This is a genomic window from Paenibacillus sp. FSL M8-0142 (assembly GCF_038597315.1).
Lineage (GTDB): Bacteria > Bacillota > Bacilli > Paenibacillales > Paenibacillaceae > Paenibacillus_AQ > Paenibacillus_AQ lactis.
In genome coordinates this window covers 2,428,088-2,447,094 of sequence record NZ_CP152008.1, presented here as the reverse complement: position 1 = coordinate 2,447,094, position 19,007 = coordinate 2,428,088, and the positions used below count along the sequence as shown (strand labels likewise).

The following is a 19,007-nucleotide window of genomic DNA, read 5'->3' as shown; positions in this document are numbered from 1 at the left end:
CTCCCTCGGAAGCAGTGCTTCGAAGGGAGCGTCATTATCATATCCGCAAATGTTATTCATCATGCTCCATAAACTCAGCCATCATCCGCTGCTTGACATCCCAGACCTCTTCACTCAGATTCACCCGATAAATCTCCGGGTTCAGCTTCCGCAAATACTCAGGCCAGAACTGATCCAGCTGTGCATTATGAAAGCTGCGGATCTCCTCCAGCTTCGGCAGCTCGTAGACGAGCTCGCCGTCCTTAAAGATCTGCGTAAGCATCGGGATCGCATCAAAATTCCGCACATTTTTGCGCATGTAAGGATGAAGCGGATTGAACAGCTTCAGCTTGCCGCTCTCCGGCGGCATCGGCTCATCCGGAAAGCAAATATAATCGGCGATTGCTTTCCCGCTTCCCCGGGAAATAATCCGGTACACGTCCTTCTTGCCAGGGGTCGAAACCTTCTCGGGATTGCCGGAGATTTTGATGGTCGGCACCATCTTGCCGTCAACCTCCCGCTCGACAAGCTTATATACGCCCCCGAGCGCGGGCTGGTCCGCTGCAGTGATAAGCTGGGTTCCTACCCCCCAAGTATCCACCTTGGCTCCCTGCGCTTTCAAATCCATAATCGTCCCTTCATCCAAATCGTTGGATGCGACGATCCCTACATACGACAGCCCGGCTTCATCCAGCATTTTACGGGCCTGAATCGACAGATATGCCAGGTCGCCGCTATCTAGGCGGATCGCATTCATCCGTTTCCCTTGGGCTTCCAGTTTCTTGGCCGTGGCGATCGCATGCGGGATTCCGCTCTTGAGCGTATCGAACGTATCGACCAGCAGCGTGACTTGATCGGGCATCACTTGGGCGAAGATGTCGAAGGCCTCCTGCTCGCTCCGGAAGGTCTGTACCCAGGAATGGGCATGGGTGCCTTTCGTCGGAATGCCGAATTTCTCCCCGGCAAGCATGTTGGACGTTGCATGGAAGCCTGCCAAATACGCTGCGCGTGCGCCCCAAACGGCCGCGTCCAGCTCTTGGGCACGACGTGTGCCGAACTCCAGCAGGATGTCGTTGCCGGCAACCTGACGAATCCGTGAAGCCTTTGTTGCGATCAAGGTCTGGAAGTTCATGAAGTTCAAGATTGCCGTTTCCACAAGCTGCGTTTCGAAGATGGTGCCCTCCACCCGGATCAGCGGCTCATTCGGGAACACAAGCGCACCTTCGGGCATGGAATGAATGCTTCCGCGAAACCGGAAGCTGCGCAGCTCATCCAGAAATTCCGGCTTATAGTTCTCCTCTTGTTTAGCCAGATAAGCGATATCTTCTTCCGAAAAACGCAAGGACTCGATGTAGTTCACGATACGTTCCAATCCGGCAAATACCGCATAGCCGTTCCCGAACGGCAGCTTGCGGAAATACGCTTCAAAGACCGCACGGGTTCGGTGGGAACCGTTGATCCAATGGGCATACATCATGTTAATCTGATATTTGTCCGTGTGAAGTGCCAATCCTGCTGTCTGCATAACCATCATCCTCCAAGTAATACCCGGCTATCCCGTGACGGGAAAATGTCGCCGTCCATTATTTAGCGTCGCTTCGTACGACTGCCGCTCCGAGACTGCCTTTAAAATGACCTAACGCCCACTCATGCCCCTGCGGATTAAAGCTTGCCACCGCATCCTCATAAACGGTAATCGCGTATCCGAAATTATAAGCATCCACTGCCGTATGCAGTACGCAAATATCAGTGCAAACCCCGATCAAATGCACCTCGGTAATGCCACGCTCCCGCAGCTTCTGATTCAGATTCGTACCGCAAAAGGCGCTGTACCGCGTTTTATCCATCCAATAAATGCGATCCTTATAACCCTCATAAACCTCCTGCAGCTCCCCATACAGGTCACGCCCGCGGGTGCCGCGGATGTTATGGGGCGGGAACAGCTTTGTCTCCGGATGGTATGGATCCTTCTCTTCATGAAGATCAACAGCCATCACTACAAAGTCTCCCCGTTCGCAGTACTGCTTCGTCAGCTTGGCAATCGTTCCTTGAATGTCTACGGCGGGAGCTCCTACCGGCAAGCTGCCGTCCACGAAATCATTCGTGAAATCTATCACGATCAAAGCCTTCATCATGACACACTCCTCTACAGAATGATGACATTGAAAAAATACACCTGCACCTGCATCTTTAATCCTACGTATAAATCGACAACAACGGTACATGATCCGTGAAGCGATACAACTGCGCCGGCCGCTGGGAATACTGGTTGGAGCTTAGCGGCTTGCCGCTATCGTCCCGTACCTCTTCCAAAATCCCCTGCCGGCTGCGGGTCGACGTAATTTTGCGGATGAAATTCGGCTCCTTAAACTCAGGCACAACCGTCTGTATCACCTGGTACAGCTCGCTCAGCGTAAAAAATTCGGGCAGAAACTGCCGGGCGATCGTCGTCTGCAGCATCTGCTGCTGAATCTTCCGGTAAGCATCCATGATGATATCCCGGTGATCAAAGGCAAGCTCGAGCTCCTCCAACGCCTCGTTGATCGTAAACAGTCCGACTTCTTCCGCATCATCGGCTGCTTGCCGGTGCTCCAGCATCCATTCCTCCACCAGCGCATAGAACGCATGGCTGATAATCCAGCCGCGGGGATCGCGCCCCGGTGCGCTGTAGACGCCCAAATACTCCAGATGGCCGCCGTCCACGCCTGTTTCCTCTTTCAGTTCTCTCTTGGCAGCATCGTAAATGGACTCGCTCTCCCGGCAAAAACCTCCGGGCAGCGCCCACATCCCGGCGCACGGCCAGGATCTGCGGCGAATGAGCATGACCTTCAGCTCCCGAATCGGGAGGGTCTTGGTGAAGGTCTTGCGCTCCCGCTTCGTCAACGTAAACATCACGATGTCGGCAGGCACACCGTCCGGCGTTCTGTACTTCTTGGCACTGCTGCTTGGCGCCTGTTCATGATCCGTCATATCCATCACCATAATATTAATTTGATAATTTCATTATGACATATATAAAAATGATGTCAAGGATTTCCTTGCCAGGAATTGCAGATATGGATTACTATGCCCCAATTGCTGCATTTTCGATTCTTTAACGTATAAAAGGTGCGGAGTTCATATCCGCACCCTCAATGGTTTATCCGCAGCTGCTTGGCGGCGTGTCTTTCCCGGTTTCCACATTTACCTTTTCCGATACGGTGTCATGAATGACCGACACGACCAGCTGAAGCAGGTAGTTGATATCGCTTTGGCTTTGCTGGAATTCCGCGACCAGCGGAATGCTGTCTATCTCCTCCTGCAGCTCCTCGATCTCGCGTTCGATTTTAGCAACCATTTCCTTGTTCTGGAAGGTTTCAAATGCTACAATTTCCTTCTGCTTCTTCTTGATTGTCTTGATCAAGCTTTGAACGCGCTCGTGATTGCGGATTTTCTCCTCCGCTTTCTTGAACACCTGCACTTCCTCGCTGGTGGAGATCATCTCAGCCAATTCTCCGGCTTTAGCCAAAATATCGTCTCGAATAATTAGCTCTCTTGTATTATAGGTCTTCATACCATAAGTGTTCGTACGACCATGTTCGTGTGCCAAGGTTCATCGCTCCAATTCTTTGTCATCTATATAAACCCAATTTTTATATGTCCTTTCAGAAAACCGGGCGATCGACAATTACATGATTACTTATACAGCATCCGAGGCCGGCACCGGATCGGCGATGAGATCGCCTTTAATATACCAGGTCTTCGTATCGGTCACTTTCACCTGAACGAAGCTTCCAATCAGGTCAGGGGAGCCTTCGAAATGGACCAGCTTGTTGCTCCGCGTCCGTCCGGACAGCACGGAATCGTTATTTTTGCTGATTCCTTCCACGAGCACCTCCACGGTGGCTCCAAGCAGCTGGTCATTGCTCTTGCGGCTGAACTCATTAATAACCTCATTTAAGCGCTGCAGCCTTTGGCTCTTAACCTCCATTGGAACGTTATCTTCCATGACGGCTGCCGGCGTGCCTTCACGCGGCGAGTAAATGAAGGTAAATGCCGAGTCATACCCCACCTCGCGTACGAGCGATAAGGTTTCCTCGAACTGCTCATCCGTCTCCCCAGGGAAGCCTACGATGATATCCGTCGTTAGAACGACATCAGGGATAGCCTGTTTAATCTTCCGAACGAGCTCTAGGTAGCTCTCGCGCGTATATTTACGGCTCATCCGCTTCAACACCTGCGAGCTGCCCGATTGCACAGGCAGATGGATATGCTCCACCAGGTTGCCGCCCTTGGCGAGCACCTCGATCAGATGATCGTCGAAGTCTCTCGGGTGGGACGTCGTAAACCGGACGCGGGGGATATCGATTTTGCGGATATCGTCCATCAAATCGCCGAAGCGGTATTCGATATCGGTGAAATCCTTGCCGTAGGCATTCACGTTTTGACCAAGCAGCGTAATCTCCTTATAGCCTTGGCGGGCGAGCTCACGCACCTCGGCGATCACGTCCTCCGGACGGCGGCTGCGCTCCTTCCCGCGGGTATATGGAACGATACAGTATGTACAGAATTTGTCACAGCCGTACATAATGTTAACCCAGCCGCGCAGTCCTTCCCGTTTCTTCGGAAGGTTCTCGACGATATCGCCTTCCTTCGACCATACCTCAACGACCATTTCCTTGCTGAACAACGCTTCTTGAATCAAATGCGGCAGACGGTGAATATTGTGCGTGCCGAAGATGAGATCCACGAAGCCATGCTTCTGAAGAATTCGGTTCACCACAGCCTCTTCCTGCGACATGCAGCCGCACACGCCGAGCAGCATATCCGGCTTCTCGGTCTTCAGATGCTTCAAATGGCCGAGCTCGCCGAATACCTTATCCTCCGCATTCTCCCGGATTGCGCAGGTGTTGAGCAGAATGATGTCCGCCTCTTTACGGTCTTCCGTTGACTGATACCCCATTTGCTCGAGCAGTCCCTTGATCGTCTCCGAATCGTGCTCGTTCATTTGGCAGCCGTAAGTATAGACGATGTAATGCTTGCCCGCGCCAAGCTGCTTGAATTCTTCCGGCAGCGCCGTATCGTACAATACCTGCACGCTCTCTTTGCCGCGCTGTTTTTCCTGTCTATGATTAGGCTCCGATAGAATATTGATTTCCCGGCCGTTAATCCGGATTCTCTTGCCATGCTCGTCTTCCGAGAGAATCTTCGCGCCTGAAAAATCAAAATACTTGGAGTAGTCCTTACTTTCCTTGGACATGCTAGGTCACTCCTTAGATCCGCTATATCTCTGGTTTCAAATTTCATCCTGCAGTATCATAGCCTGTTCGCGCAAGCAGCCTTGGCTGCCCGCTCTTTCGAAAACGGCGGAGCGAGCAGCCGCTAATGCGGAACACGACTTCAATAGGCACTGTTTTAAATTATATCATGATCTTTATAGCGAAGCTACCACCGGAATACCCGTAAATGTGGACGGCGAACGTTAAAAAAGCCCGAATCGACTCCCATCGATTCAGGCTTATTCTTTATCACAGTATGATTTAGTCTATAATCTCGGCCGTATCGCCTGTTTTAGCACCGGCTGCGTTCGCTTCATCCGTGTCGATGTGCATATCCAGCGCATAGTTGTCGGATACGCGGGCGATGACATTTTCCAGAACCAATCCGCGCTCTCCGCCAAGGCGCACCTTCAGCATATCTTTATCCTTGATCCCCCATTTTTCCGCATCGGAGGTATGGAAGTGAATATGACGGGCTGCAACGATAACCCCTTCGTCGACAGTGACTTCTCCGGCAGGGCCCTTAATCGTAATGCCCGGCGTGCCGGCGATGTTGCCGGATTCGCGGACTGGAGCCTTCACGCCGATCGCAAAGGAATCGGTGCGCGAAATTTCAAGCTGGGTCGCAGGACGGGCAGGTCCCAAAATTCTCACTTTATCGAATTGTCCCTTCGTACCAATTACAGCAACCGTTTCATTCGCTGCGAATTGTCCTGGCTGGGACAATGGCTTCATTTCGGTCAATTGATATCCAGGGCCGAACAATGCCTCGATATGCTCCTGGGTTAAATGAATATGGCGGGCGGATACACCCACAGGTACAGTTTTACTCATCTGACTCACTCCTTGTTTTCTCTATATGCTGTACATGCCATTGTCTATTATACTCTCTATTACCCAAAAATAAAAAGGGAGCCGTTCGTTTACGGCCCCCGCTTCGCATGGATTTGCATGGTTGCTACAAGATTGTCAAAGTTTTATCGAATGGACCGGCATTGATGCTGCTTTTTAAATCACGACTTATCTTCCGCTTTCGATGGCAGGTTGCCCTCCAGGAAACGAAGCGCATGGCCCGACATCCATCCCCGCACCTCATCTTCCGGGTAATATTTCAGCAAAAGCTCCTGCAGGTCTGGATAGTGCCCAGGATGCGCCAGTCCTTCAACCCACCGGTCAATCCCGTCGAAATCCGAGCCGAACATCAAATGCTTTGCTCCGCCAAGCTCGCAAATCTTCTCAATATGCGGAAGCAGATCCTCCGGCTTCACTCCCTGCCCATCGCTCCGTATGAACCATGGCACGAACGTTATTCCAATTCGCCCGTCCAAGGCAACAAGCGCTCGTATCTGATCGTCCCGTAAATTACGCGGATGCGGACAGATGGTATAGGCGTTCGAATGGGAAGCGATGACGGGTCGGCTCGTCAGCTCCATCAGCTCCCAGAAGCCGGCCTCGGACAAATGGGACACGTCCAGCACCATGCCGATCTCATTGCACAGCCTTACCAGCTCACGGCCCCGCTCCGTAAAACCGCCGTTTCGGGACTCCATCGCTCCATCCGCCGCCCAATTGGCATAATTCCAGGTTATCCCCATGCAACGCACGCCCAGTTCATAACACAGCCTCACATAGTGGAGATTCCCTTCCAGCCCGTCAACGCCCTCGAGCGACAGCAGGCCATAGCGGTCCTTCCCGCTCCCTTCCCTAATCGCCTGAACCTGCTCCTTCCAGAGCAGCGGCTTCACGAATCCTGGATCCGCAAGGCGTCTTCGAAACACTTCAATCTGCGCAAGCACCCGTTCAAACGACGGCCGGCCGTACTGTTCCGATAAGAATACAGCAAACACCTGCAGATCAACGTGACCCTGAATCATTCGCTCCAGGCTGACATCCAGCTTCGGATCGTTCTTAAAGGAGGCGCTCGAATCCTCCCATAATTTGCTTATGGCGTCACAGTGAAAATCAACCGTCTGCATAACAGCTCAGGCCTCTCCCTTCAGGGCTTGGTCATAGCAAAAAGCCTGCTTACTCGAAAAAAGGGTAAACAGGCTATTCCTCACTTTAAACTCTATCTAGGCTCCACAATTAATTTAATTGCCGTTCGGTCTTCGCCATCAATCACAATATCCGTAAAAGCAGGGATACAGATCAGATCCACCCCGCTCGGTGCTACAAATCCCCGGGCTATCGCAACAGCTTTAATGGCCTGGTTCAGTGCTCCCGCCCCTATCGCCTGCAGCTCTGCTCCCCCACGTTCCCGAAGAACTCCAGCTAGCGCCCCTGCAACCGAATTGGGATTGGATTTTGCTGAAACTTTTAATACTTCCATGGTAAGTACCTCCCCTGGGAATGTTGAGTGATGGTTTGCTTCCGCTTACTAGATGTTATTCGTGAGAGGGGAAAAAATTCCTGCTTTTTGCCATTCGTTCCTATTTTTCATTAAACGGATTTCACCGCTTTTAATCCATTCGCCATTCATCTTCATACATGCGGATTTTTTCAATCCGGCGCGCTTTGCCGCTCGCTTCGTCCAGCTCGGCAAAAACGGCATGGAACTGCCATTTCCCTTCATCGACCTGGAAACGGGCAGGAAGCTGGGTTTTGAATTTGTACAGCACCGCTTCTCGCTGCATGCCGAGGATTCCTTCTTTGGAGCCGACCATACCGGTATCGGTGATATAAGCCGTTCCACCAGGCAAAATGGTGTCATCATTGCTCTGTACATGCGTGTGGGTACCGACGACCATGGAAGCACGTCCGTCCATATGCCAGCCCATGGCTATTTTCTCCGAAGTAGCTTCGGCGTGAAAATCGACAAGAATGCACTTCACCTTCTGACGGAGCTCGTCCACAATGTCATCGGCCGCCCGGAAGGGGCAGTCGATCGCCGGCAGAAACGTTCGGCCTTGAAGGTTCACGATCGCCAGCTGCTTGCCGTTGGCTTTGATTACCGTATACCCTTGCCCCGGGGTTCCCGGCGGAAAATTCGCCGGCCGAACCATTCGCGGCTCATCGTCAATGAATTCAAAAATGTCCTTGTTGTCCCACGTATGGTTGCCCATCGTAATGCCGTGAATGCCCCAATTGAAAAACTCGTTGGCGATGGCCGAGGTGATCCCCCGCCCTGACGCCGCATTCTCGCCATTAGCAATGATGATATGCGGATTGTACTTCGATTTCAGTTCCGGCAGGGATGCTTTCAACGCTTTTCGCCCCGTGCTGCCAACGATATCTCCGATAAATAAGACGTTGATGTCAATCACTCCTCTAACAGGAAGCTTCTGCAAAACTTGAATATAGGCTTCCGATTCCATTGCGTTCTTTTCTTCTGTAAAGATAAAAAGTGGCCGTTATAGCGGCCACTTTCTAAATTCGATGCATTATTTCGCGTAATCCACCGCTCGGGTTTCCCGGATCACGGTGACCTTGATATGACCTGGGTAATCCAGTTCATTCTCAATCGTCTTGGTGATGTCGCGTGCCAAGCGGAATGCTTCGGCATCGTCGATCTTGTCAGGTTGAACCATGACGCGAACTTCACGGCCCGCTTGAATCGCATAGGATTTCTCCACGCCTTCAAACGATTCGGAAATTTCTTCGAGCTTCTCAAGGCGTCTAATATACGTCTCCAGCGTCTCTCTGCGTGCTCCCGGTCTGGCCGCGGACAATGCGTCAGCAGCACCTACCAGCATCGCAATCACGGAAGTTGCTTCGCAATCCCCGTGGTGAGAGGCAATACTGTTGATAACCACCGGATGTTCCTTATACTTCTTCGCCAGCTCCACGCCAATTTCAACGTGTGAACCTTCCACTTCATGATCCAGCGCTTTACCGATGTCATGCAACAGTCCTGCTCGCTTCGCAAGAACGATGTCTTCGCCCAATTCGCCAGCCATCAGACCAGCCAAATAGGCGACTTCCATGGAATGCTTCAGCACGTTTTGCCCATAGCTTGTACGGAATTTCAGTCGTCCCAAAATTTTGATCAAATCCGGGTGCAGACCGTGTACGCCAACCTCAAAGGTTGCTTGTTCTCCGTATTCGCGGATGCGTTCGTCAACTTCCTTACGGGATTTCTCCACCATTTCCTCGATACGAGCCGGATGAATCCGTCCGTCCGCCACCAGCTTCTCGAGCGCTGTTCGCGCAATCTCGCGGCGAATTGGATCAAATCCGGACAATATAACAGCTTCCGGCGTATCATCGATAATAAGGTCAATCCCTGTGAGGGTCTCAAGCGCACGGATATTCCGGCCTTCACGTCCGATGATCCGGCCCTTCATCTCTTCGTTCGGCAGCGTAACTACAGATACCGTCGTTTCAGCCACATGATCAGCCGCACAGCGCTGAATCGCCAGCGTAATGATCTCGCGTGACTTCTTGTCGGCCTCTTCCTTCGCCTGCTGCTCGATTTCTTTGATCATCTGAGCGGTTTCGTGACGAACCTCCTGCTCGACATTGCTGAGAATAATGCTGCGAGCATCCTCCATCGTCAGATTGGAGATGCGCTCCAGTTCCGTTGTTTGCTTCTTGTAAATCGCATCGATTTGCTGCTGGGTCTCTTCAATTCGTTTCTCTTTGTTCGCCACCTGTTCTTCTTTACGTTCCAAAGATTCTATTTTTTTATCCAGCGACTCTTCCTTTTGCAACAATCTGCGCTCCTGCCGTTGTATTTCGTTACGGCGCTCACGAGTGTCTTTTTCAGCTTCGGCTCTGATTCTATGGACTTCGTCCTTAGCCTCAAGAACCGTTTCTTTCTTCAATGCCTCGGCTTCCTTCTTTGCACTTTCAACAATCTGCAAAGCGGCGTGCTCGGCACTGGAAATTTTAGCTTCTGCAAGGGATTTGCGAATAAAATAACCGAACCCAAAGAATATAGCGGCTACAACGAGAACGATTATGATCCACCAAATTGGATGCATCTGATCACCTCCTCGTTGGTTCCTCCAAGGCATTCCTTGGGAAATGTGCAATTGTCAGTTACTCATTCATACATAAAATACCGGCAGCTGCCTGCCGTCCATGCTGCGTGCATCTCTTTGCCCGCATATTCCGCTTGAATCCAGCGGAATTCATTTCACTATGAATTAGCGATAAAATGAATCTTTCACAAAGTAGTCACTTTTTTGGAAGGAAAAAGGATGCTAATTTAAAAAAAGATTCATGTTTATTTTATTATTTATAAAAAGATATTGTCAAGGGAAAGCAATGGGTAAACGTCAGTTTCAGTCACAAGTGCCAATATCTATGCAGAGGTTGGCACCTTTCGTTCATTTCATTCAAACTCTTCCAGTTCCTGGTCGTCCGCTCCATACTCCTGCTCCTCTTCGATTAGACGCCTTAGCGCCTGCCTCGCCTGTTCCCCGCTAAAGCCGCGCCGCATCAAATACGCTCCCGTCTTCCGCTTGCGATCCAGCAGCTCGCCCTTCGTCTGCTGCCATTTCTTTCTTGCAACCACAAGCGCGCTTTCCAGCTCCTCCTCGGCACTTACCTCGCTCAGCGCCTCCGATATCAGCTCGGTCCGGATCCCTTTCTGCCTCAGCTCCTGCTTTACCCACAGGCGGCCCTTCTTATGCCCTGTCATCCGCTGCTCCGCCCACATTCTCGCATATAATGCGTCGTCGATCAGCTTCTCCGCCTCAAGCCGCCGGAGCGTCACCTCTATGCTATCCGGATCCGCTCCCTTCTGCTGCAGGCGCTGCACGATTTCCTGCGATGTACGGGGCTTCCTTGACAGATAATTCAGTGCCTCCACATAGGCCCTCTGCCTTTCATCCACGACTACGATATCCTGAAGCTCCTCCTTACGGAAGATGCTCCCCTTAAGCATACGGTATTTCAGCATCACGTCTTCATGAACCGTCATCTCATAAGGACCGAACGATATCTTATAACGTCCTCTAGGCTTGCGCAGCTTCTCCACGGACGTGATCACCAGATCCTCCTGATCCGGAAAATGCTCGATCCCCGAAGAAGCTTCTTCGGTTATTTCACGATTATCACTCATAGCTTCTCCTTATCGCTCTGCAGCTTTTACATACTCCATACCATGGATGACTATTATGATCCCGCATTACGATAATGCAAAGAAGACCGTCCAGGCGTTCTTCTCAACACCGGACGGTCCTAGCACTATCAGAAATAGCTGGGCATTATTCCACTTTAAATAGATCTTGCTCTTCCAGCTCCTCTTGCTCCTTCTCGCTTGCGCTCGGTTCAGGAACAACCGTGGTCAAGTTGCTTGCTTCCCGGATTTTGTTCTCGATCACATTCGCCACTTCCGGATGCTCCTTCAGGAATTGCTTCGCATTCTCACGTCCCTGGCCAAGACGATCGCCGCCAAAGGAATACCAAGCACCGCTCTTATCCACAATATCAAGCTCAGTACCGATATCGATCAGGCTTCCCTCTCTGGAGATGCCTTCACCGTACATAATGTCAAGCTCGGCTTGTTTAAACGGAGGCGCAACTTTGTTCTTAACCACTTTAATCCGTGTGCGGTTACCTACGACGTCATTCCCCATCTTAATGCTCTCTACACGGCGTACATCCAAACGGACGGTGGAGTAGAACTTCAAGGCACGGCCACCCGGTGTCGTCTCAGGGTTACCGAACATAACGCCGACCTTCTCACGAAGCTGGTTAATAAAGATGGCAATCGTTTTGGACTTGTTGATCGCGCCGGACAGTTTACGCAGAGCCTGGGACATCAGACGAGCCTGCAGACCCACATGGGAGTCACCCATGTCGCCTTCAATCTCGGCCTTCGGCACAAGCGCTGCGACCGAGTCGATAACAATGATATCGACTGCACCGCTGCGCACCAAAGCTTCAGCAATTTCAAGCGCTTGCTCACCCGTATCCGGCTGGGAAAGCAGGAGTTCATCGATGTTAACGCCCAATTTGCTCGCATAGGACGGATCCAGTGCGTGCTCGGCATCGATAAACGCAGCTTGTCCGCCAGTCTTCTGAACCTCAGCAATCGCATGGAGCGCTACAGTTGTTTTACCGGAGGATTCCGGTCCATATACTTCAATAATCCGGCCTCTAGGCAATCCGCCGGTTCCAAGTGCTATATCCAATGCCAGCGATCCGCTAGGCACAATCTCTACCTGCATATGGGTGGACTCACCCAATTTCATGATGGAACCTTTTCCGAACTGTTTCTCTATCTGACGAAGCGCCATTTCAAGCGCAGCACGACGATCTGACAATTGTTCCACAACCCTTCACTGTTGATAGTCTAATCATACCTTGTTTTGACACGTTTGCCAAGCTTTTTTTCGAACATACATTCGTTTTTTTTGACCCTCCCCCTTCCCTGCTCAATTCCGGGCAGTCTCCATAAACAAGCAAAACCGCGGCATCATCCTTCGATATGCCACGGTTCTTCCGTACTTCCGATTATACCTGGATCGATTCTCCAGTTCAAGAACAATGTAAAAGATTTACTATTATTATGTCATGCAGCTCCGCATTCATTCACGAAGATGGGGCTCCTGCTACGCCTGCTCCGATCCCTCCGAGACAAGCCGCCGCCATAAGCGGTACAGCAGCGCCTTCGTCGCGCGCAAACGGATCGTCTCCCGGTTGCCTTGAAGATTAAGCTCGTGCACCTCGGTCTCTCTTCCGCGCTGGGACAATCCGATGTATACAAGCCCCACCGGCTTGCGTTCGGCATAACCGGGGCCGGCTACGCCGGTAACGGACAGTCCGAAATCGCTGTCGGTGATCAGCCGGACATTCTCCGCGAGGGCCTGAGCGACCTCCCTGCTCACTGCGCCGGGCGCATCATCGCCTTCCAGCAACGCTTGCGGGATATGCACAAGCTTTCGCTTCATTTCATTCGTGTAGGAAACGATCCCTCCAAGGAACATCGTCGCGCTGCCAGGTACGGAGGTCAAGCTTTCCGCCACCAGACCGCCCGTGCAGCTCTCCGCCGCGCTCAGCGTCAATCCCCGGTCTGCCATCGTGTCGACAATCACCTTCTCGATCGGCACATCCTCGCTGGCGTACATGAATTCGGGGCCGCGCTCGCGAATCCGCTCTTGCAGCTCATCAAGGCGGACCATCGCTTCGGACTCGCTTGCAGCCTTGGTGGATATGCGGACGGTCACCTCACCGTCCTTCGCATACAGCGCGATCGTCGGGTCGGTCTGCTCGGTGATCAGGTCCGAAAGCCTCTCATCCAAGGCAGATTCCCCGATTCCGGCAAACTTCAGCATCTTGGAGTAGATCGGAAGCTCATCCGTCAGCACATGCTGGAGCAGCCAAGGCTTGGCTTGCTGCTCGAACATCGGGATCAATTCCTTCGGCGGTCCCGGCAATACGATGTAATGCGTCCCGTCCTGCGTGATCGCATTGCCAACGGCCAGCCCGGTTTCGTTCGGCAGCGGCGTTCCCCCTTCGATGGCAATCGCCTGGCGGCGGTTGTTCTCGGTCATAACGACGCCCCGGTCCTGGAAGAAACGCTCAATGCGGTCCATGGCCATCCTGTCGATATGCAGCGACCGGTTCAGCAGCGAAGCCAGCGCATCCTTCGTCAGGTCGTCCTGGGTAGGACCGAGCCCGCCCGATAGGATGACGATGTCCGCTCTGCTGCTCGACAGGCGGAGCGCTTCCTTCAATCGCTCCATGTTGTCCCCGACTACGGTTTGGTAATATACGTCGATGCCCATGGCTGCAAGCTCTCTGGATAAGTACTGGGCATTGGTGTTTACAATCTGCCCCAGCAGCAATTCCGTTCCGACTGCAATGATCTCTGCTTTCATACGATAATAGCCCCTCCTGTACTCTTTTATGTTTGGTCTCGATATGGCTCAAACGGTGATAACAATGGAGCGCGGAAGAAAAAAGCAATAGGATTGCTCCTATTGCTGTTATGCTCCTGCACCGTCAAGCAGATGCCTGTTCTTGACAAAGTATTCGATTCCCGAATAAATCGTAATGGCCGCAGCAGCCCAGATCGCAATGATATCGAATGGGATGCCGAGGAACACAAACGGAAAGTTGTTAATCAGCAGCGCGACAATCGCCACAATCTGAATGACGGTTTTGATCTTGCCGGACTGCCCGGCCGCGACGACCGCGCCGTCAAGAAGCGCAATCTGGCGCAATCCGGTAACCGCAAACTCCCTGCTGATAATGACAACCGCAATCCAAGAATCGCATTTGCCCATCTCCACAAGGGAAATGAGAATAGCCGCCACGAGCAGCTTGTCTGCCAGCGGATCCAGCAGCTTTCCGAGGTTCGTTACCATGTTGTTCTTCCTGGCCAAATACCCGTCAATCCCGTCCGTGCTTGCAGCAAGGATGAAGATCAGCGCCGCGATCAGCTGATTGTACGGGAGCTCGAAACCGTGCCACACAATCGGATCCGGGTAAAAATCAAAATCCACCAGCAAAAATACCATCATGATAGGGATCAAGCATATACGGGCAAGCGTGATTCGGTTGGGTAAATTCATAGGGCAACCTCCCTTGCATCGGGTTGTCTTGAAATTTCAGCAGCCCCACAAACGGCTGAGCGGATCACTCGCGGCAAGGCCGCCCCTCCCAAGGGCCAAAAAGGTCTGAAGCGCTGAACGCTTTCCGTCATATTCATCCCCCAGTAATCTATGTATACGTTAATTCTTATATATCGTTTTTTAGTATAATCTTTCCGATTGCAGCCTGTCAAAAGGACAAACTGCAAGCCGGCAGGAATGCAGATGAAACGTCCATAGATTATTTGAAGTTGGTGAATTGCAAATCGAGCGGCAGATCCGCTTTGCGCAGCAGCTGCATGATCGCTTGAAGATCGTCCTTGCTCTTTCCGGTTACCCGGATTTGGTCCCCTTGAATCTGGCTCTTGACCTTCAGCTTGGAATCCCGGATAAGGATATTGATCTTCTTGGCGTTCTCCTGATCGATCCCCTGCTTCAGCGCCAGCCGCTGTCTCACCGTTCCCATGGAAGCCGGTTCGATTTTGCCGTACTCGACGTTCTTGATCGACAAGCCGCGCTTGATCATCTTCGTTTGCAGAATATCGATGACCGCATTCAGCTTGTACTCATCGTCGGACGTAATGATCAGGGCGTCCTTCTCCAGCTTCAGGCTGCTCTTGCTTCCCTTGAAATCAAAACGGTTCTCGATTTCCCGTTCAGCCTGATTAACCGCGTTGTTCAGTTCCTGCATATCCATCTTGGATACGATATCAAATGAATTTTCCGAAGCCATGGTGAATCCTTCCTCCTTGCATTATGCTGCTTCTATTATAGGTAAAACGAAGGCGCAAGTCTAATCCGTAAATGACATATACAGGCGGCGCGCCCTTCATTTTCGGGAACGAAAAAGACCCCGTTGTCCGCCGGCCCGGCGAACACGAAGCCCATCCATCGTCAATGTCTTGATTTCGGCTCACGCATCGGACGGCGGAACATGCTCAGAATTCCGAGCAGGACAAATGCCAGCCCAAAGCCTAATATGCCGTATCCCCAGTCGCCAGGAATTAAATAATATCCCAAGAGGCTGACAATAACACCCAATCCGAACACGATCCAGTTGACCGTCATACCGCATCACCTCATAAACAGGAAGTGAATAACAGCATGTTTTATCCAAACATGCCGTTAGTATCATTTCCTCGAAGCAAGGCAATTATTCAGTAGCGGCTTCGGCCGGCTCGAGAATGATGCGGGACGTCGTCTTGCCGTCGGTCACCGTCTGCCCGCCTACCTTAATCGTTGTTGCGGTCGAGTTGCCGGATTTTACGTACATGCCCTGACTGTCGAGATCGTAGCTGATCGCTGCGCCGTTCTCCAGCATCCCGAAAAACAGCTTCTCCCCGGACGAATTTTTCCCACGGTATACTTCAACCCAGCTCTGGGCATTGCTGCCTGCCACAAGCTCTACCTTTACATTAGATCCCGTTACCTTAAAGATGGTGTTTTTGCCTTCGGTCCGATCCTGCGTCACCGTCGTTTGACCTGGAACCGCGTCATCCGGACTATCCGTACCCGTTCCATCCGTACCATCGGTGCTGTCCGTATTATCGGTGCCGTCAGCGGTATCCGTGCCGTCAGCGGCATCCGTACCGTCCGTGCCATCCGTCCCTTCGCCGTTCGTGTCACCGCCGGTTTCGCCTGTCGTCGTCCCGCTGCCCTTGGCGCCATCGCCATCACCCGGCGTTTGGGTCGTCTGTTGCTGGCCCTGATCCGTCTGCGTCTGGTCATTCTGGCTGACCGGAGGCGCATCCGATTTATTGGAATGGGTCGCAACCAGGTAGATCACCACGACGATCAGGATGGGAAACGTCCACATCAACAGGGTCGGCAGCCATTTCATATTCCGTTCGCCTGCAGGCCGGCTGGCGCGTTTTTGGATCACCGGCTCCATCGTCGGCTCCGCTTCCGTTTTCGGAACATCCTGTTTATGACCTTCCAGCAGCTCCTCCGGGTTGATGCCCACGGCTTCCGCATAGGTTTTGATGAATGCCCGCACGTAAAAACTGCCGGGAAGTACTTTGTAATCCCCTGCCTCGATGGCTTCCAAGTATCGTTTGCGTATTTTTGTCATTTCCTGCACGTCATCAAGGCTCATTCCTTTTTGCAGACGCGCCTCCCTCAATTGCTGTCCCAGTTCGGACATGCCATCACCTCCTACTTAGAATACTATGTAGTCCGAAGAACATATTATAAATCGTCACTATAAGAACCTGTGAACGTATCATAAACGATTTCCTCGTCCGGATTGTTTCGCAATTCAATAATAATGTCAAAATCATCATAGGAATATTCGGATTCGCGCACGAAAATATCCGGATGCTCGATCACCTTCGTGCTCTCCATGCTCATAATGTCCTGGAGCAGCTGGTAATGACGCTCATTCGAACGGATCGTGCTGACGATTCCGTCGATGATAAACACGTTGTTCGGGTTCATTTCATCCTCGGAGAGCTGACTGCGGATCGTCTGCCGCAGCAGGGTGGACGAAACGAAGGTCCAGCGCTTCATGGCGCAGACGCTGCCCGCAATAATAGACTCCGTTTTGCCGACGCGCGGCATGCCCCGAAGTCCCACCACCTGATTTCCTTCCCTTTTGAACATTTCACCCAAAAAGTCAACAAGTAAACCGAGCTCATCGCGCGTAAAACGAAATGTTTTACGATCGTCCGAGTCCCGGTCAATGTATCGTCCATGCCGGACAGCCAAAATATCCACCAGCTTGGGAGGTCTTAAGGCTGTTACCGTAATATTCGCAACCTTATTTAACATTTTACCCATGAGGATGATTTTTTCTTCATCATCGGTCTCTAGGAGCATACCGCGAGTACGGCCTTCCACGCCGTTGATCGTCAGGATGTTCACTTCCAGCATACCGAGCACGGAGGCGATGTCGCCAAGGAGGCCCGGCCGGTTTTTATGTATTTTATACTCCATGTACCACTGATTCGATTCCACAAAGACACCTCTTTGCACTTCTTTTCCATCTATATTCGACAATTCCCCTGTATTTTCCACAAAAAACGAGTCAAATGATTAATGGGTCACGTTAATGATATATAAAATAAAAATGAAAGGCAAGTATTAACGGTGACATGAAAATTACATTCTTTTATCTTGACAAAAAGCCCCTTGTAAAGGGGGCTTTTTGCAAGCGTATTAGGCGTTGTGTTTGGCCAATTTCACCATCAGACGGGCGATCACGCGGCGCTCTTCTTCACTTCCTACGTCCCACAATTCCTTAATTGCACGGTTGGAAGCATTCTGAGGGTCGATCTTCTCGTCGAGAAAGTCGCCGATTTCGTACGCAAGCTGTGAAATGGTGTCTTCGTTCATACCGGCTTTTTCGGCTTGCACGACACGCTCGCCCAGGAACTTCTTCCAGGAATCAAAGTTCTTGATTACGGATGACATGATGAAATCCTCCTTTTGCTTGTGGCAATTGAGATTGAAGTAACCAATAGTAATATGTCCCCGTAATCAATCCCTTATGAGTGGTGAATTACACCACGATTGCCGCCTACGTCACCCATCCGCCGTTCGGACTGATCACTTGACCGGTAATGTATCCGGATTCGGGCAGCGCCAGAAAATATACAAGCGACGATATTTCATCCGGATGCGCCAACCGGCCCGCCGGAATTTCATCTTCGAGCATCCGAATCTCATCGGAAGCCAAATGCTCCAGCATCGACGTATCCACCGCGCCGGGTGCAACGGCATTAACGGTGACGCCCGAAGGGGCTAGCTCCTTCGCCAGCGCCTTCGTAAACGCATTGACGCCGCCTTTGCTTGTGGAGTACAGCACCTCGCACGAGGCGCCGGACAGTCCCCAGACGGAGGACACATTGATGATTCTCCCGAACCGCTGGGAGATCATCCGATCCATGAAAGCCTGGGTGCATAGGAACATGCCTTTTAAATTAATCGACATGAGGGAATCCCACTCCGCTTCGGTAACGTCGGACAACAGCCCATAGTGGGACACCCCAGCATTGTTGACCAGAATATCAGGCTCCATGCCGTGGCTCTGGAGCTTTTCTTTCATCCGCAAAATCTGCTCCTTGTCGCGCAGGTCGGCCGATACCGTCAGCACCCGCGCGCCATGCTCAAGGCATCGCCTCGCCACTTCATTGGCCGCTTCATGCGAATTCATATAGTGGATGATCACATTCATCCGAACCGACGCGAAGCGCTCGGCAATCGCCGCTCCGATTCCCCTGCTGGCGCCTGTAATAAGCACCGTCATCTCCCCGATCGGCTTCATTTCCTTTCCCATGCCTGTCAT

The 19,007-nt window shown here is 51.8% G+C and carries 20 protein-coding genes; all 20 read right to left on the bottom strand.

Annotated features, from left to right (window positions below):
* Nucleotides 1–52: 52 nt before the first annotated feature.
* The 20 genes from NSQ46_RS11630 to fabG all read right to left on the bottom strand — a co-directional run bounded on the left by NSQ46_RS11630 (nucleotide 53) and on the right by fabG (nucleotide 19,007).
* The gene (locus NSQ46_RS11630; RefSeq protein WP_007128667.1) at nucleotides 53–1,504 is read right to left on the bottom strand and encodes a nicotinate phosphoribosyltransferase; all 1,452 of its coding nucleotides are present in this window, start codon (nucleotides 1,502–1,504) and stop codon (nucleotides 53–55) included.
* 58 nt (nucleotides 1,505–1,562) lie between these two features.
* A complete protein-coding gene (locus tag NSQ46_RS11625) occupies nucleotides 1,563–2,111 on the bottom strand; it encodes an isochorismatase family cysteine hydrolase (RefSeq protein ID WP_007128668.1) in 549 nt (182 codons plus the stop codon).
* Between the two features lie 64 nt (nucleotides 2,112–2,175).
* Nucleotides 2,176–2,961, bottom strand: a complete 786-nt coding sequence (locus NSQ46_RS11620; protein WP_007128669.1) for an NUDIX domain-containing protein — start codon at nucleotides 2,959–2,961, stop codon at nucleotides 2,176–2,178.
* 157 nt (nucleotides 2,962–3,118) lie between these two features.
* Nucleotides 3,119–3,568, bottom strand: coding sequence for a YlbF family regulator (locus NSQ46_RS11615; RefSeq protein WP_007128670.1), 450 nt, complete (start codon nucleotides 3,566–3,568; stop codon nucleotides 3,119–3,121).
* Between the two features lie 90 nt (nucleotides 3,569–3,658).
* Nucleotides 3,659–5,218: a tRNA (N6-isopentenyl adenosine(37)-C2)-methylthiotransferase MiaB gene (gene miaB / locus NSQ46_RS11610; protein WP_007128671.1), complete on the bottom strand. Its 1,560-nt coding sequence runs from the start codon at nucleotides 5,216–5,218 to the stop codon at nucleotides 3,659–3,661.
* Between the two features lie 280 nt (nucleotides 5,219–5,498).
* Complete coding sequence (locus tag NSQ46_RS11605; RefSeq protein WP_007128672.1) at nucleotides 5,499–6,071, bottom strand: phosphate propanoyltransferase; 573 nt, start codon at nucleotides 6,069–6,071, stop codon at nucleotides 5,499–5,501.
* Nucleotides 6,072–6,250: 179 nt separating this feature from the next.
* Complete coding sequence (locus NSQ46_RS11600) at nucleotides 6,251–7,213, bottom strand: dipeptidase (RefSeq protein WP_342576780.1); 963 nt, start codon at nucleotides 7,211–7,213, stop codon at nucleotides 6,251–6,253.
* A 92-nt stretch (nucleotides 7,214–7,305) separates the two neighbouring features.
* On the bottom strand, nucleotides 7,306–7,566 hold the full coding sequence (locus tag NSQ46_RS11595; RefSeq protein ID WP_006211249.1) for a stage V sporulation protein S: 261 nt from the start codon (nucleotides 7,564–7,566) through the stop codon (nucleotides 7,306–7,308).
* 130 nt (nucleotides 7,567–7,696) lie between these two features.
* Entirely contained in the window at nucleotides 7,697–8,551 is an 855-nt protein-coding gene (locus tag NSQ46_RS11590) for a TIGR00282 family metallophosphoesterase (RefSeq protein ID WP_341033012.1), read from the bottom strand.
* Nucleotides 8,552–8,617: 66 nt separating this feature from the next.
* Nucleotides 8,618–10,159 carry a ribonuclease Y gene (rny, locus tag NSQ46_RS11585; RefSeq protein WP_213616434.1) on the bottom strand — a complete coding sequence of 514 codons (1,542 nt, stop codon included), beginning with the start codon at nucleotides 10,157–10,159 and terminating at the stop codon, nucleotides 8,618–8,620.
* A gap of 353 nt (nucleotides 10,160–10,512) precedes the next feature.
* On the bottom strand, nucleotides 10,513–11,244 hold the full coding sequence (locus tag NSQ46_RS11580) for a RecX family transcriptional regulator (RefSeq protein ID WP_007128676.1): 732 nt from the start codon (nucleotides 11,242–11,244) through the stop codon (nucleotides 10,513–10,515).
* A 145-nt stretch (nucleotides 11,245–11,389) separates the two neighbouring features.
* Complete coding sequence (recA, locus tag NSQ46_RS11575; RefSeq protein WP_007128677.1) at nucleotides 11,390–12,451, bottom strand: recombinase RecA; 1,062 nt, start codon at nucleotides 12,449–12,451, stop codon at nucleotides 11,390–11,392.
* A gap of 288 nt (nucleotides 12,452–12,739) precedes the next feature.
* On the bottom strand, nucleotides 12,740–14,008 hold the full coding sequence (locus NSQ46_RS11570) for a competence/damage-inducible protein A (protein WP_007128678.1): 1,269 nt from the start codon (nucleotides 14,006–14,008) through the stop codon (nucleotides 12,740–12,742).
* 108 nt (nucleotides 14,009–14,116) lie between these two features.
* Nucleotides 14,117–14,704, bottom strand: coding sequence for a CDP-diacylglycerol--glycerol-3-phosphate 3-phosphatidyltransferase (pgsA, locus tag NSQ46_RS11565; RefSeq protein ID WP_007128679.1), 588 nt, complete (start codon nucleotides 14,702–14,704; stop codon nucleotides 14,117–14,119).
* A gap of 259 nt (nucleotides 14,705–14,963) precedes the next feature.
* The gene (locus NSQ46_RS11560; protein WP_007128680.1) at nucleotides 14,964–15,455 is read right to left on the bottom strand and encodes a YajQ family cyclic di-GMP-binding protein; all 492 of its coding nucleotides are present in this window, start codon (nucleotides 15,453–15,455) and stop codon (nucleotides 14,964–14,966) included.
* A 161-nt stretch (nucleotides 15,456–15,616) separates the two neighbouring features.
* Entirely contained in the window at nucleotides 15,617–15,790 is a 174-nt protein-coding gene (locus NSQ46_RS11555; RefSeq protein WP_007128681.1) for a hypothetical protein, read from the bottom strand.
* 85 nt (nucleotides 15,791–15,875) lie between these two features.
* On the bottom strand, nucleotides 15,876–16,865 hold the full coding sequence (locus NSQ46_RS11550) for a RodZ domain-containing protein (protein WP_342576779.1): 990 nt from the start codon (nucleotides 16,863–16,865) through the stop codon (nucleotides 15,876–15,878).
* A 44-nt stretch (nucleotides 16,866–16,909) separates the two neighbouring features.
* Nucleotides 16,910–17,677 (bottom strand): DUF3388 domain-containing protein, encoded by a 768-nt coding sequence (locus NSQ46_RS11545; RefSeq protein WP_007128683.1) that lies wholly within the window; start codon nucleotides 17,675–17,677, stop codon nucleotides 16,910–16,912.
* Between the two features lie 201 nt (nucleotides 17,678–17,878).
* Nucleotides 17,879–18,133, bottom strand: coding sequence for a DUF3243 domain-containing protein (locus NSQ46_RS11540; RefSeq protein ID WP_007128684.1), 255 nt, complete (start codon nucleotides 18,131–18,133; stop codon nucleotides 17,879–17,881).
* 106 nt (nucleotides 18,134–18,239) lie between these two features.
* Nucleotides 18,240–19,007 carry a 3-oxoacyl-ACP reductase FabG gene (gene fabG / locus NSQ46_RS11535; protein WP_007128685.1) on the bottom strand — a complete coding sequence of 256 codons (768 nt, stop codon included), beginning with the start codon at nucleotides 19,005–19,007 and terminating at the stop codon, nucleotides 18,240–18,242.